This window comes from Mycolicibacterium aichiense, from assembly GCF_010726245.1.
Classification (GTDB): Bacteria; Actinomycetota; Actinomycetes; order Mycobacteriales; family Mycobacteriaceae; genus Mycobacterium; species Mycobacterium aichiense.
The window spans coordinates 506,856-521,020 of sequence record NZ_AP022561.1 but is presented as its reverse complement, the minus strand read 5'-3'; the positions used below and the strand labels follow the sequence as shown (position 1 = coordinate 521,020).

The window sequence follows — 14,165 nt, the reverse complement described above, 5'->3', positions numbered from 1 at the left end:
CACCCGATAGCGTCATGGCCGTGGCCAAGGCGCGTTCGCAATATCGCTGTTCGGAATGCCGCCATGTAATGGCCAAGTGGGTCGGTCGGTGCCCTGAGTGCGGAACCTGGGGCACGGTCGACGAGGTGGCCGGCGCCAGCGCTGCCGGCAGCACCGCACAGCGCGCGGTCGTGCCGTCCTCCCCTGCGGTGCCGATCAGCTCCATCAACCCGGACCGCACCCGCCACTTCCCCACCGGCGTCGACGAACTCGACCGGGTGCTCGGCGGCGGCGTCGTGCCCGGGTCGGTCAGCCTGCTGGCCGGGGATCCCGGGGTCGGCAAGTCCACCCTGCTGCTCGACGTCGTGCATCGGTGGGCGAGTTCGGGCCGGCGCGCGCTGTACGTCTCCGGCGAAGAGTCCGCGGGCCAGATCCGGATGCGCGCCGGGCGGACCGGCTGCACACACGACGAAGTCTTCCTGGCCGCTGAAACCGACATCAACACGGTGCTCGGCCATATCGAGGCTGTGCAGCCGAGTCTGGTGGTGGTCGACTCGGTGCAGACGATGACGGCCGGTGACACCGACGGCGTGGTCGGCGGGGTAACCCAGGTGCGTGCGGTGACGACAGCACTGACCGCCGCCGCCAAGTCGGGTGGCGTGGCGCTGATACTGGTCGGCCACGTCACCAAGGACGGTGCGATCGCCGGGCCGCGCTCGCTGGAGCATCTGGTGGACGTCGTGCTGCACTTCGAGGGCGACCGCAACTCCACCCTCCGGATGGTTCGTGGCGTGAAGAACCGCTTCGGCGCATCCGACGAGGTCGGCTGTTTCGTGTTGCAGGACAACGGCATTCAGGGGATTTCCGATCCGTCCGGATTGTTTCTCGACGACCGGCCCAACCCGGTGCCCGGTACCGCGGTCACCGTGGCGCTCGACGGTAAACGCCCGCTGATCGGCGAAGTCCAGGCTCTGCTGGCCTACCGCCCCGAAAACGCACCGCAACGCCGCGCCGTCAGCGGGGTGGACAGTTCGCGGGCGGCGATGATCGCCGCGGTGCTCGAGCGGCGGGCCAACCTCAAAGTCAGTGCCACCGACATCTATCTGTCCACCGTCGGCGGGATGCGGTTGATGGATCCGTCGTCGGACCTGGCCGTCGCGATGGCGATGGCGTCGGCCTACGCCGACCTGCCGCTGCCCACCACCACCGTGGTGATCGGCGAAGTGGGTTTGGCCGGCGATCTGCGCCGGGTCACCGGAATGGACCGCAGGCTGGCCGAAGCGGCCCGGCTCGGCTTCACCGAGGCGCTCGTGCCGATGGGGTGCGGAACAGTCCCGAAGAGCTTCAAGGCCATCGAATCGGCCACCATCGGCGACGCGTTGCGCTCGATGTTGACGATCGCAAAACGGCCGTACGACAAGGTCGTTACGCAGCTTCGACGGGAGGGGTCGAGTAACGACCTCGACGCAGTGGACAATAAGTGGCTGTGAGCACCGTCAACGGAGTCAGCGGCTCCGCCCAGCCAACGGCGGCCACGCTGCGGGAGACCATCGGACGACTGGCGCCCGGCACTGCCCTTCGCGACGGACTGGAGCGCATCCTGCGTGGTCGCACGGGCGCGCTGATCGTGCTGGGGTATGACGAGCGGGTCGAGACGATCTGCGACGGTGGGTTCTCCCTCGATGTGCGGTTCGCCCCGACCCGCCTGCGCGAGCTGTCGAAAATGGACGGCGCCGTCGTGCTGTCCACCGACGGCAGCCGGATCGTGCGGGCCAACGTCCAACTGGTGCCAGATCCGACGATCCCCACCGACGAATCCGGAACCCGGCACCGCTCCGCCGAGCGCACCGCGATCCAGACCGGCTATCCGGTGGTCTCGGTGAGCCACTCGATGAACATCGTCACGGTGTACGTCTCCGGGGAACGCCACGTGGTGGCCGACTCGGCCACCATCCTGTCGCGGGCCAACCAGGCGATCGCGACCCTGGAACGCTACAAGGCTCGCCTCGACGAGGTGTCCCGGCAGCTGTCCACCGCCGAGATCGAAGACTTCGTCACCCTGCGCGATGTCATGACGGTGGTGCAGAGACTCGAGATGGTTCGCCGGATCGGGCTCGAAATCGATTATGACGCAGTGGAACTCGGCACCGATGGCAGGCAGCTGCGGCTTCAGCTCGAGGAGCTGCTCGGCGGCAACGACACCGCACGCGAGCTGATCATGCGCGACTATCACGCCAACCCCGACCCGCCGTCGAAGGCTCAGGTCGCCTCCACACTGGCCGAATTGGACTCGCTGTCGGACACCGAACTGCTGGACTTCACCGCGCTGTCGCGAGTGTTCGGCTATCCATCGACGGCGGAGGCGCAGGATTCGGCGCTCAGCGCCCGCGGCTATCGGGCGATGGCCGGCATCCCGCGTCTGCAGTTCGCCCACGTCGACCTGCTGGTACGCCGCTTCGGCTCCCTGCAGGGACTGCTGGCGGCCAGTGCCACCGATCTGCAATCCGTCGAAGGCATCGGCGCGATGTGGGCACGGCACGTCCGCGAGGGCTTGTCGCAGCTGGCCGAGTCGACGATCGCCGACCGGCTGGTCTAGCGCGTCGAGATAGCACTGAGGGCGAAGAATCGGTCGATTCTTCGCCCTCAGTGCTATCTGAATGCCTACCCCGCGGGTGCCGGAGCCGGCGGCGGGGCCTCACCCGGGGCACCGGCGGGCAGCTGCTGCCCGGCGGCGGGCGCGGCACCCGGCGGCGGGGCGTCGGCCAGGATGAACGGCACCGTCGCCGAACGCAGGTTGCCCAGCTGGACGACCAGGTTGTACGTGCCGGGTCCGATCGGCTGGCGCGGCAGCGGGCACTGCGGTGCGGAGCCCATGCCGGTCCAGGTCACCTCGGTGGTCACCTGCTCACCCGGGTTGAACGTCTTGACCAGCGTCTCGTTCGACGGCGCGCAGTCCAGGTTCGACCACAGCCGCTTACCGTCCATCGAGTACACGTAGGCGGCCAGCACGGCTGCGCCGACGTCACGCTTGCAGGCCACCAGACCGATGTTGGTGACGACCATGGTGAACTTCGGCTGATCGCCGATCGCGTACTGCGGCTGGTTGGTGATGCCCTTGACCGCCAGGTTGGAATCCGGGCAGTCGTCGCCCTCTTTGAGAACCGGCGGTGGCATGACGGCCTCGGTGGGCGTCGGCGCGACCGCGACGGGTCCGGACGGGGTCTCCGCCGGTGGCGGCGGCGCGACGACGGGGGTCTTGTTGTCCGGCTGGGGGTTCTGCGGCGCCGCCGCAGGCGTGGTCTTCACGGCGCTCTTCGAATCCGAGCCACCGCTGAACACGATGAAGGCCACCCCGATGACGATTGCGGTAACTACCGCGACGATGCCGATCGCAAGAGCACGACGTCGCCAATAGATTTGCGAGGGTAGGGGTCCACGCGGTTCCAGATCCAGATCCAGCACGTTTCCACGGTAAGGCCAGGTCACCGCGAGTTGTCCGACCCCGCTCGGCGTGTCGCCTTGTTAGCTAGCTGGAAAAATGGTTATTCGCCGATATCGCCGAGGTGTTCGCGCAGCACGACTTTGCCGTCGGCGAGGTGATAGGTCAGTCCCACGATGGCCAGCGCGCCTGCGGCGACCCGCTCGGCGATGAGGGCGGACCGAGCCATCAGCTGCGTGCCGGTTTCGATGACATGGCGGGCCTCGAACTCGTCGACGCGGGTCAGACCCTCGCGGCGACCCACCAGAATCGACGGCGTCACCCGCTCGACGAGATCGCGGATGTATCCGCCCGGCACCGCACCGTCGTCAAGGGCCGACAACGTCGCCTTGACCGCGCCACAGCTGTCGTGCCCGAGGACGGCGATCAGCGGCACGTTGAGAACACCGACCGCGTACTCGATGGAGCCCAGCACCGCGGAGTCGATGACGTGTCCCGCCGTGCGCACGACGAACATGTCGCCGAGGCCCTGGTCGAAGATGATCTCGGCGGCGACCCGGCTGTCCGCGCACCCGAAGATGACTGCGGTCGGGGTCTGTCCCCCGGCCAACCGCGCACGGTCCTCGATGCTCTGGCTGGGATGCTCTGGCTGGCCGGCAACGAATCGCTCGTTACCCTCTTTGAGTGCCTTCCATGCGGTTATCGGACTGGTGTTCGGCATGGCCATCATTCTGCCTTGTCTGCCACCTCGAAACGATATGAGTTCCATTTGTGACGAGCTCGTCGTGTGGTACGGACATGCCCGGCGCGACCTGCCGTGGCGCGGCCCCGATGTGACGGCGTGGCAGATCCTGGTCAGCGAATTCATGCTGCAGCAGACTCCGGTCGCGCGGGTGGCACCCATCTGGCTGGACTGGGTGGCGCGCTGGCCGACACCGTCGGCGACGGCAGCCGCCGGCGCCGCGGACGTGCTTCGCGCCTGGGGCAAGCTCGGCTATCCGCGGCGAGCCAAGCGCCTACACGAGTGCGCGACCGTGATCGCCACCGAACACGGCGACCGGGTGCCCGACGACGTCGAGGTGTTGTTGACCCTGCCCGGCGTCGGCTCCTACACCGCCCGCGCGGTGGCCTGCTTCGCCTACCAGCAGAGCGTGCCGGTGGTCGACACCAATGTCCGGCGCGTCGTGGCGCGCGCGATCCACGGTCTCGCCGATGCCGGAAATCCCTCCGCCACAAGAGATATGGCCGATGTCCTGGCACTGATGCCCGATGACGAGACGGCTCCGGTGTTTTCGGCGGCGCTGATGGAGCTCGGCGCGACGGTGTGCACGGCGCGCTCCCCCAAGTGCGGGGTGTGCCCGCTGACCGTGTGCGCCTGGCGGGTCGCCGGCCACCCGCCGGCCACGACCGCGCCGCGGCCCAGCCAGCGTTTCGCCGGTACCGACCGGCAGGTGCGCGGCAAGTTGATGGATGTGTTGCGCGCCAGCACTTCTCCGGTACTGCGCGAGCAGCTTGACGTGGTCTGGCTGACCGATACCGCACAACGTGACCGCGCGCTGGACTCGCTTCTGGTGGACGGCCTGGTGGAGCAGACCGCCGACGGCCGGTTCGCGTTGTGTGGTGAGGCGGACTAGGCGGAGCGGGCGAAGCGGCGGCGGTAGTCCGATGGGGTGACGCCGACGATCCTGCGGAAGTGGTGGCGCAACAGCGTGGCATTGCCGAATCCCGCGCGCTCGGCGATGCGGTCGACGTCCAGATCGGTCTCCTCGAGCATGCGGCGGGCGTAGAGCACCCGCTGGTCGGTGACCCACTGCATGGGCGTGGTGCCGGCCTCCTCGACGAAACGCCGCGCGAACGTGCGTGCCGACATGTTGGCGCGGCGGGCCATGCTCGCCACCGTGTGCGGCTTGTCGAGGTTGGACAGGATCCAATCCAATTGCGGGGCAAACCCTTCCGAACATCGCGCCGGGATGGGCTGCTCGATGTACTGACGCTGGCCGCCGTCCCGCTGCGGGGGCACCACCATTCGCCTGGCGATGATGTTGGTGACCGCGCTGCCGAGTTCACGGCGGACCAGGTGCAGGCACGCGTCGATGCCGGCAGCGGTGCCGGCACTGGTCACCAGATCACCGTCGTCGACGAACAGCACGTTGCGGTCGATGATCGCGGTCGGATAGCGCCGCGCGAGGGCGTCGGCGTGCATCCAGTGCGTGGTGCAGCGCCGTCCGTCGAGCAGGCCTGCTTCGCCCGCAACAAAGGCGCCGGAACACACGGTCAGGATCGTCGACCCGGCCGCATGCACGGCCCGCAATGCTTCCAGCGCTTCGGGCGGGTACGCCTCGACCGGGCCGGTGACCGCCGATACGGCCACCACGTCGGCGCCGATCAGGGCGTCGAGGCCGTGGTCGGGCACCAGGGTGGCGCCGACGCTGGTGCGCAACGGCGTGCCCGCCTGCGGCCCGCACACTTTGAAATCGAAGTTCGGCACACCGTCAGCCGCCCGGTCGATTCCGAAGACCTCGCAGACCACGCCGAACTCGAAGACGGCGACGTTGTCCAGGACCAGCGCCGAGACGCTCTTCAAAGGCATGGCAGAATTTTATCTCACCGGGTCAGTACTGCCACTGTTGGCGGGATCTTTTTCCCCGAAGCATTACTGCCATGAACGCCTTCGCCGCCATTCTCAAGAAACTGCATCTGCACGCCGATCAATTCCGGGTGTGGGCACCGATGGTCGGTCCGCTGTTCGCCGACGATGCCGACCTGCGCCGGATCAACCACGATCTCGACGCCGTGCGCACCAGGTTCGAAGACCATCCGACCTGGCCGTCGTCAGGTGTCCTCGGGGAGCGCCGCTAGGAACGACTCGACGGCGTCCCGATACCGGTCCGGGTCGTCGTCGTGGACGAGGTGACCTGCCCCGGCGACGCGGACGTAGCGAGCCGCCGGCCCGGCCAGCTCGGCCATCCGGCGCATCTGTCCCGGCGGCGCCACCGAGTCACCCGCCTCGATCAGCAACACCGGCGCCCGAACCGCCTGCCACTGCCGCCAGTAGTCCCTGGTCCCCCACTCCGCCGCGATCTCGATCCAGCGAGCGGGCTGACCGTGCAGCCGCCAGCCGGTCGCCGTGCGGTCGAAGGCCTCGAGGAAGTAGCGTCCGGCGACCGGCCCGAATTCGTCGAAAACCTCTTGCTCCGTGGAGTATTCGATCGGCAGGGCATGCACCCACGGCTCCCACGGGCCCGTCGTGCGGCCGACGAAGTCCGGCGCCATGTCCTCGACCACCAGCGCGTGCACCAGGTCGGGACGCTGCGCAGCCAGGCACCAGGAATGCAGACCGCCCATCGAGTGCCCGATGAGTACCGCCGGGCACTCGAGGCTCGCCACGGCGTCGCCGAGGTCGGTCACGAACCGTTCGGTGCTGACGGGTTCGGCGTCCTGCACCTCACGGCCGCGATGCCACGGCGCGTCGTAGGTGTAGACCGACCCGAACCGGGCCAGCCACGGCACCTGCCGCGACCACGTGGTGCCGCGGCCCATCAAGCCGTGAACCAACACCACAGGCCGCCCGATGCCACCCCGATAGGTCAGCAGCTCAGTGCTCACCAGTTCATCTTGCGCGGTCGGTCACCGGCCCAGGCGGGCGCGGTAACCTTGCGCCATGTCCGTGGTGAAGATCAACGCAATCGAGATTCCGCCTGGTGCCGGTCCAGAGCTGGAGAAGCGGTTCGCCAACCGCGCTCACGCCGTCGACAACCAGCCCGGCTTCCTCGGGTTCCAACTGCTGCGACCCGTCAAGGGCGAGGACCGCTACTTCGTGGTGACCACATGGGAGTCCGAGGAGGCGTTCCAGGCCTGGGCAAGCGGGCCGGCGATCCACGCTCACGCCGGTGAGCGCGCCAACCCGGTGGCCAAGGGTGCCCATCTGCTCGAGTTCGAGGTTGTGTTGGACGTTGCCGGGACCGGCTCGAAGGCGTAACGCACGCCGGGTGTGCCGGCGCGCGGTGGCAGTGGCGACCGTGATCGCGTCCGCCGCCGCCCTGGCAACCAGCTGCACATCGGCTCCCGCGCCGCCCGCCAATGCCGGCGCGGGTGTCCGCATCGACCTCAACACCCCGCAGGGCGTGCGAGCCAAGCAGGTCATGGACATGCTGAACTCCGACTGGCCGATCGGAAACGAGAGCGTCAAAACGTTGGCCACCCCGGACCTGGTGGACCCGGTCGCCCACACCATGGACTCGCTGTGGTGGGACCGGCCCTACACACTGGCCGGCGTCGAGGTCGGCGCCAACGTCGCCACCCTGCACATGCTGACCTCCTACGGCGCCCGCCAGGACATCGACCTGCGCATCGGCGACGACACCTTCGTCAGCCGGTTCGTCGTGACCACCGAGAAGCCGAAGATCGAATCGTGGCAGGACGTCGATACCGCGCTGAGCCGCACCGGCGCGCGCTATTCCTGGCAGGTGTCCAAAGTCGACGACGGCCGCTGCGAGAAGGTCGCGGGCACCAACACCTCTGAATCTCTGCCGCTGGCTTCGATTTTCAAGACATACGTGTTGTACGCGGTTGAAACTGCCGTCACCGCAGGAACTGTGAACTGGGACGACAAGCTGACGATCACCGCCGAAGCGAAGAAGCTTGGCTCATCGGGCTTCGACAAGCTTCCGCCCGGATCCCAGATCACCGTCCGCGAAGCCGCGGGCAAGATGATCTCGACGAGCGACAACATGGCCACCGATCTGCTGATCGGACGGGTGGGAACCCACGCCATCGAAGAGGCCCTGGTCGCCGCGGGTCACCACGACCCGGCGAGCATGACTCCGTTCCCGACGATGCGGGAATTGTTCGCGATCGGTTGGGGCAATCCCGATGTGCGTGAGCAGTGGAAGAAGACCGTGCCCGCGAATCGGGGAAACCTGTTGCACGAGGCCGATTCCCGCCCGTACGACCCCGATCCGATGCGCTCCCACACACCGGCCTCGACCTACGGCGTCGAGTGGTACGGCAACGCCGAGGACATCTGCCGCGTGCACGCCGCACTGCAGCGTGGCGCCGTCGGTCGCGCGGCGCCGGTCAAGGACGTGATGTCGGAAGCCGCGGGCATCGATCTCGACCCCGCCGAGTGGCCCTACATCGCCGCCAAGGCCGGAAACCTGCCCGGCGAGATGACATTCAGCTGGTATGCGGTGGACCGAACCGGCCAGGCCTGGGTGGTCAGCTTCCAGTTCAACTGGCCCCGCTTCCACAGCGCGAACGCGGGCGGCTGGGCGATGATGATCATCAAGCAGGTGTTCGGGCTACTGCCCCGGTACCGCTGACCGCAGCGTCCACATCGAACCCCGGTGATGTAGGGCGGTGCTGCTGGCCGGTGCGATATCGATGCGCCAGAACGACTTTGGCGGCGCATCGAGCGTGCTGAGGATCGCCGCGCGAACCACCGCGGGGTGGGTGAACGCGACGACGCGGCCCGGTGTGCGGGCCACATCGTGCAGCCAGCCGCGCACCCGGACGATCAGCTCGACCACCGACTCGCCACCGTGCGGGCGGCTGTCCGGGTCGGTCAGCCACTGCGTGAGCTCAGCCGGCGGCACCTGGTCGAGGCTGCGTCCGGCCCAGGAGCCGCACGCGAGGTCGGCCAGCCGCGGATCGACCGCGGGAGTCAAGCCGAGCGCTTCCGCGCTCTGACGGGCCCGGAGTTCCGGCCCGGAGAGCACCACATCGGCGGCACCCGCGTCGAAGCCGGCGAGCTGACGTCGGCCCAGCGGGTTGAGCTCTTCGTCGAGCGGAAATCGTCCGGCTGCCATGGCGTCGGTCATGGCGTGTGACACCAAGGTCAGCCGGACGACCTCGCTCACGCCTTGACGAGCTCCCGCTGCTTGCTGTCGAGCAAGCGGTGCAGCATCGCCGCACCGGCCAGACCGATCGTCGCCCATACGATCACCTGGGTGCCCAGCGCGTAGAGCCGGAACTCGTAGAGATCCGTCGCGGGGAAGCCCGGGAACACAATCATCCCGGCGTCGTTGACCATCGGTCCCGGCGTCTCGTTGATCGTCGGCAGCAGCAGCATCACGACCGCGACCGCGACGATGTACGCGCCGCCGGCGGCCAGCGTGGCGTTCCAGGCGCCGAGCTTCGGCGTGAGCTGGAAAGCCAGATAGACCGCGGCGACCATGAACAGCGCCGAGAGCGCCACCATCAGGATGTACAGCAGCGCGCGCTGCTTGATGGTGTCGTCCAGGCTGGTGGCCGGCGGGCTGGGCGGATACTTGAGCGCCGGCACCACCCACAGCGAGACGAGCATCGCCCCCGCGGTCAGTACCGCGAGCTTGCGCGCCGACACATTGCTGATGCGGCTGTACGCCACGCAGAACACGACGGCGAACAACGCACCGAGCGCCACGCTGAACAACAGCACGCCCAGCCCCATGCCGATGTTGGACTGCACCGTGCGGGTGAACAGCTCTCCGCCTTCATGGCTGTGCCCGTGCCCATGCGCGGACGCCGCCTCCATGGCTTCGTGTGCCGCTGTGGTGCCGTCTTCAAAGTCGATGGCGCGGCCGACGATCGGCTCGATGAAGATCTTGGACCAGACGAATCCGAACACGCCTGCAAGGGCGCCGGCCAGGATGCCGCGCCAGATTATTGATTTTTCCATTGTTTTTGTGTGATTCCCGCCGACTCAGTGGCAGGGGAATCCGAGGAGGTGGCGGGCGTCATGCACGAATTCGTGGATGTACATGTTGTCGCCGAACACCGAGGTGGCCCCTTGATCGACACCGACGAAGTACAGCACCAGCAGCGCGAAGAAAGCGGTCAGCGAGAGCCAGACGACGGCTTTGGCGGCCGAGAGATCGACGGCGCGCGAGCGGCTCTTGGTCTGCGGAGTAGTCATTCGGTGTCCTTCCAGGGAGCTGCGCGTCCCAATGCGAACCATGACGGGCCTCGGGTCTGACTCTCGACAGTGGCGCGACCGTTCTGGAATTTCACCAGATTCCTCGACTCGTCTCTTACACCGAGGATGCTATACCGCCGCGGGTTCAGCTGGCGCCGTAACCCAGTTGCTGCGCGGTGTACTTGGCGGCATCGGTGACCGGGACCGCCTGGACCGCGGTGCCGTAGGCGCAGATTTCGGTCCACACATCGCCGAGTTCGGTGGTGTCGAACCGCATTCCGATGATCGCGTTGCCGCCGCGGGTGCGGGCCTCGTTCATCAAGCGATTCATCGCCTCGTTGCGGCTCTCGGCGAGGTTCTTGGTCATGCCCTGCAACTCGCCGCCGAACATGCTCTTGAAGCCCGCACCCATCTGGGAGAAGGCGTTGCGCGATCGCACGGTGAGGCCGAAGACCTCGCCGCACACCCGCTGGATCTCCCAGCCGGGGATGTCGTTGGTGGTAACCACAAGCATGAAGCGCAGCGTAGCGGTCACACTCGGGCGAATCGATGCAGACGCAAACAATTCACCGCGGGTACGAAAAAGGCCCCCGACGGGGTCGGGGGCCTTTCTCTCAGCTGCTTACTCGCTGGCTGTGCCTGCGTTGGCCAGATCCGCTTCGGGGATCTCCGGACGCTTGGGTCCACCGAGGAAGGTGAACTTCGCGTCCTCGCCGGCGCCTTCGCCGTCCCAGTTCTCCACGTCGACCGTGACCAGCTGACCGGGGCCGACCTCCTCGAAGAGAATCTTCTCCGAGAGGGCGTCCTCGATCTCGCGCTGAATGGTCCGTCGCAGCGGCCGGGCACCGAGGACCGGGTCGAAGCCTCGCTTGGCCAACAGCGCCTTGGCGTTGTCGGTCAGCTCCATCTCCATGTCCTTGGTCTTGAGCTGCTTGGACACCCTGCCCACCATCAGGTCGACCATCTGGATGATCTCGTCCTGAGTCAGCTGGTGGAAGACGATGATGTCGTCGATGCGGTTGAGGAACTCCGGGCGGAAGTGCTTCTTCAGCTCGTCGTTGACCTTCTGCTTCATCCGCTCGTAGTTGTTCTCGCCGCCACCCTGGGTGAAGCCGAGTCCGACCGCCTTGCTGATGTCGGAGGTGCCCAGGTTCGAGGTGAAGATCAGCACGGTGTTCTTGAAGTCGACCGTGCGGCCCTGGCCGTCGGTCAGACGGCCGTCCTCGAGCACCTGCAACAGGGTGTTGTAGATCTCCTGGTGGGCCTTCTCGATCTCGTCGAACAGCACCACCGAGAACGGCTTGCGCCGCACCTTCTCGGTGAGCTGGCCGCCCTCCTCGTAACCGACGTATCCGGGCGGTGCACCGAACAACCGCGACGCGGTGAAGCGGTCGTGGAACTCGCCCATGTCGATCTGGATGAGTGCGTCGTCGTCGCCGAACAGGAACTCCGCCAGCGCCTTGGACAGCTCGGTCTTACCGACACCGGACGGGCCGGCGAAGATGAACGAGCCGGACGGGCGCTTGGGATCCTTCAGCCCGGCGCGGGTACGCCGGATGGCCTTGCTGACCGCGCGGACCGCATCCTCCTGGCCGATGATCCGCTTGTGCAGCTCGTCCTCCATGCGCAGCAGCCGAGTCGTCTCCTCCTCGGTCAGCTTGAACACCGGGATGCCGGTCCAGTTGCCGAGCACCTCGGCGATCTGCTCGTCGTCGACCTCAGCCACGACATCGAGATCGCCTGAGCGCCACTGCTTTTCACGCTCAGCACGTTGAGCGACCAGTTGCTTCTCCCGGTCCCGCAGATTCGCGGCCTTCTCGAAGTCCTGCGCGTCGATCGCGGATTCCTTCTCCCGGCGAGCGTCGGCGATCTTCTCGTCGAACTCACGCAGGTCTGGCGGTGCGGTCATCCGGCGGATGCGCATCCGCGCGCCGGCCTCGTCGATCAGGTCGATCGCCTTGTCCGGCAGGAACCGGTCGTTGATGTAGCGGTCGGCCAGAGTGGCCGCGGCAACCATCGCCGCATCGGTGATCGACACCCGGTGGTGGGCCTCGTACCGGTCGCGCAGACCCTTCAGGATCTCGATGGTGTGCGCCACCGTCGGCTCACCGACCTGGACCGGCTGGAAGCGGCGTTCCAGGGCGGCGTCCTTCTCGATGTACTTGCGGTACTCGTCGAGCGTGGTCGCACCGATCGTCTGCAGCTCACCTCGAGCCAGCTTCGGCTTGAGGATCGACGCCGCGTCGATGGCACCCTCGGCGGCACCGGCACCGACCAGCGTGTGCAGCTCGTCGATGAACAGGATGATGTCGCCGCGGGTGTTGATCTCCTTGAGCACCTTCTTGAGGCGCTCCTCGAAATCACCGCGGTAACGGCTGCCGGCCACCAGCGACCCGAGGTCGAGGGTGTAGAGCTGCTTGTCCTTGAGCGTCTCGGGGACCTCGCCGTGCACGATCGCCTGGGCCAGGCCCTCGACGACGGCGGTCTTGCCGACGCCGGGCTCGCCGATCAGCACCGGGTTGTTCTTGGTGCGCCGGCTCAGCACCTGCATCACCCGCTCGATTTCCTTCTCGCGGCCGATGACCGGGTCGAGCTTGCCCTCCATGGCGGCCGCGGTGAGGTTGCGGCCGAACTGATCGAGGACCAGCGACGTCGACGGGTTGCCGGACTCGCCGCCACGGCCGCCGGTACCGGCTTCCGCGGTCTCCTTGCCCTGGTAGCCGCTCAGCAGCTGGATGACCTGCTGGCGCACCCGGGTCAGTTCGGCGCCGAGCTTCACGAGGACCTGGGCGGCGACGCCCTCGCCCTCCCGGATCAGGCCGAGCAGAATGTGCTCGGTGCCGATGTAGTTGTGGCCGAGCTGCAGCGCCTCGCGCAAGCTCAGCTCCAGCACCTTCTTGGCGCGCGGGGTGAAGGGGATGTGCCCGGACGGGGCCTGCTGGCCCTGACCGATGATCTCCTCGACCTGGCTGCGGACACCTTCCAGTGAGATGCCCAGCGACTCCAGGGACTTGGCAGCTACGCCCTCACCCTCATGAATAAGTCCCAACAGGATGTGCTCGGTGCCGATGTAGTTGTGGTTGAGCATCCGGGCTTCTTCTTGAGCCAGGACGACGACCCTGCGGGCACGGTCGGTGAATCTCTCAAACATCCTCGGTTACCTGCTCTCCATCACGATTAGGTACAGCGGTAGTCACCACGTACCTGTCGTCCACTCTAATGGGCGGCCCGGGAAGGCGTCCTCCCTTGTCACCCTTACCGCTTTCCCCAGCGGTGCGGACCTAGCACACCAACGCGGCGGAGCTGCGAATCGTTTCCGGCAATCACCGGCATCCGCTTCGCCGCCAGCGAAACGACGCCGACACCGTCGTCGCGGCGAGGGACGAGCAGGTTAGCTGGCGGCTATGTTGCGGCGTGGAAGGCGTCGATGATGTCGGCCGGGATGCGTCCCCGAGTCGACACCTTGTGGCCGTTGCGGCGCGCCCATTCCCGGATCGCGGCGCTCTGCTCCCGATCAATGCTGGCGCGGCCACGGCCGGCCGGGCCCGAACGCCCACGGCGACGGCCGCCCACCCGGCGGCTGGCCTCGACCCACTGCTTTAGATCGTTGCGCAGTTTCTGAGCATTCTTTGACGAAAGATCGATCTCATAGCTCACGCCATCGAGCGCGAATTCGACCGTTTCATCGGCTGCGCCCGCACCGTCGAAATCGTCGACGAGAGTCACGGTCACTTTTTTGGCCATTGCCTCACTGAATCCTTCTGCCTGCGCTCAACAACCCATAGTCGAGCGTCTTCCCCATGTGAACCAATGTGCCACAGCGGCCCACATCATTCAACGTAGCTCGGATAA

The 14,165-nt window shown here is 67.0% G+C and carries 16 protein-coding genes; 6 read left to right on the top strand and 10 right to left on the bottom strand.

From position 1 onward, the window contains the following. Positions 1-20 precede the first annotated feature (20 nt). Together radA and disA are read left to right on the top strand one after the other, a co-directional pair. Positions 21-1,469 (top strand): DNA repair protein RadA, encoded by a 1,449-nt coding sequence (gene radA, locus G6N32_RS02460; protein WP_115318879.1) that lies wholly within the window; start codon positions 21-23, stop codon positions 1,467-1,469. Continuing rightward, the gene (disA, locus tag G6N32_RS02455) at positions 1,460-2,575 is read left to right on the top strand and encodes a DNA integrity scanning diadenylate cyclase DisA (RefSeq protein WP_115317512.1); all 1,116 of its coding nucleotides are present in this window, start codon (positions 1,460-1,462) and stop codon (positions 2,573-2,575) included. Before radA ends, disA begins: the two co-directional genes overlap by 10 nt. Positions 2,576-2,640: 65 nt before the next feature. Here the strand turns inward: disA and G6N32_RS02450 are convergent, their stop codons facing one another. Next, entirely contained in the window at positions 2,641-3,432 is a 792-nt protein-coding gene (locus tag G6N32_RS02450; RefSeq protein WP_179964171.1) for a hypothetical protein, read from the bottom strand. Positions 3,433-3,521: 89 nt separating this feature from the next. Then, positions 3,522-4,139: a carbonic anhydrase gene (locus G6N32_RS02445; RefSeq protein ID WP_115317514.1), complete on the bottom strand. Its 618-nt coding sequence runs from the start codon at positions 4,137-4,139 to the stop codon at positions 3,522-3,524. Between G6N32_RS02445 and G6N32_RS02440 the strand changes: the two genes are divergently transcribed. Next, positions 4,138-5,052: an A/G-specific adenine glycosylase gene (locus G6N32_RS02440; protein ID WP_115317515.1), complete on the top strand. Its 915-nt coding sequence runs from the start codon at positions 4,138-4,140 to the stop codon at positions 5,050-5,052. The genes G6N32_RS02445 and G6N32_RS02440 overlap by 2 nt on opposite strands. Here the strand turns inward: G6N32_RS02440 and G6N32_RS02435 are convergent. Continuing rightward, entirely contained in the window at positions 5,049-6,008 is a 960-nt protein-coding gene (locus tag G6N32_RS02435) for a GlxA family transcriptional regulator (protein ID WP_115317516.1), read from the bottom strand. The genes G6N32_RS02440 and G6N32_RS02435 overlap by 4 nt on opposite strands. A 71-nt stretch (positions 6,009-6,079) precedes the next feature. On the opposite strand from G6N32_RS02435, the gene G6N32_RS02430 reads away from it, so the two are divergent. Further along, a complete protein-coding gene (locus G6N32_RS02430; RefSeq protein WP_115317517.1) occupies positions 6,080-6,277 on the top strand; it encodes a hypothetical protein in 198 nt (65 codons plus the stop codon). Here G6N32_RS02430 and G6N32_RS02425 read toward each other — a convergent pair. After that, positions 6,251-7,024 carry an alpha/beta fold hydrolase gene (locus tag G6N32_RS02425; RefSeq protein ID WP_115317518.1) on the bottom strand — a complete coding sequence of 258 codons (774 nt, stop codon included), beginning with the start codon at positions 7,022-7,024 and terminating at the stop codon, positions 6,251-6,253. The two genes, G6N32_RS02430 and G6N32_RS02425, sit on opposite strands and share 27 nt — an antisense overlap. A gap of 55 nt (positions 7,025-7,079) precedes the next feature. Between G6N32_RS02425 and mhuD the strand changes: the two genes are divergently transcribed. Together mhuD and G6N32_RS02415 are read left to right on the top strand one after the other, a co-directional pair. Beyond that, positions 7,080-7,397: a mycobilin-forming heme oxygenase MhuD gene (mhuD, locus tag G6N32_RS02420; RefSeq protein WP_036341775.1), complete on the top strand. Its 318-nt coding sequence runs from the start codon at positions 7,080-7,082 to the stop codon at positions 7,395-7,397. Then, positions 7,372-8,739, top strand: a complete 1,368-nt coding sequence (locus tag G6N32_RS02415; protein WP_179964169.1) for a serine hydrolase — start codon at positions 7,372-7,374, stop codon at positions 8,737-8,739. The genes mhuD and G6N32_RS02415 overlap by 26 nt, the downstream gene beginning before the upstream one ends. Here the strand turns inward: G6N32_RS02415 and G6N32_RS02410 are convergent. The 6 genes from G6N32_RS02410 to lsr2 form a co-directional block, all read right to left on the bottom strand. Next, positions 8,719-9,276: a histidine phosphatase family protein gene (locus tag G6N32_RS02410; RefSeq protein ID WP_115317520.1), complete on the bottom strand. Its 558-nt coding sequence runs from the start codon at positions 9,274-9,276 to the stop codon at positions 8,719-8,721. The genes G6N32_RS02415 and G6N32_RS02410 overlap by 21 nt on opposite strands. Next, positions 9,273-10,076 (bottom strand): CbtA family protein, encoded by an 804-nt coding sequence (locus G6N32_RS02405; RefSeq protein WP_115317521.1) that lies wholly within the window; start codon positions 10,074-10,076, stop codon positions 9,273-9,275. The genes G6N32_RS02410 and G6N32_RS02405 overlap by 4 nt, the downstream gene beginning before the upstream one ends. Positions 10,077-10,100: 24 nt before the next feature. Then, entirely contained in the window at positions 10,101-10,313 is a 213-nt protein-coding gene (locus tag G6N32_RS02400) for a CbtB domain-containing protein (RefSeq protein WP_115317522.1), read from the bottom strand. 145 nt (positions 10,314-10,458) lie between these two features. Continuing rightward, positions 10,459-10,827, bottom strand: a complete 369-nt coding sequence (locus G6N32_RS02395; protein ID WP_115317523.1) for a YbjQ family protein — start codon at positions 10,825-10,827, stop codon at positions 10,459-10,461. Between the two features lie 108 nt (positions 10,828-10,935). Beyond that, positions 10,936-13,464, bottom strand: a complete 2,529-nt coding sequence (gene clpC1 / locus G6N32_RS02390; RefSeq protein WP_115317524.1) for an ATP-dependent protease ATP-binding subunit ClpC — start codon at positions 13,462-13,464, stop codon at positions 10,936-10,938. A 251-nt stretch (positions 13,465-13,715) separates the two neighbouring features. Then, complete coding sequence (gene lsr2 / locus G6N32_RS02385) at positions 13,716-14,057, bottom strand: histone-like nucleoid-structuring protein Lsr2 (protein WP_036341782.1); 342 nt, start codon at positions 14,055-14,057, stop codon at positions 13,716-13,718. Between the last annotated feature and the right edge of the window lie 108 nt (positions 14,058-14,165).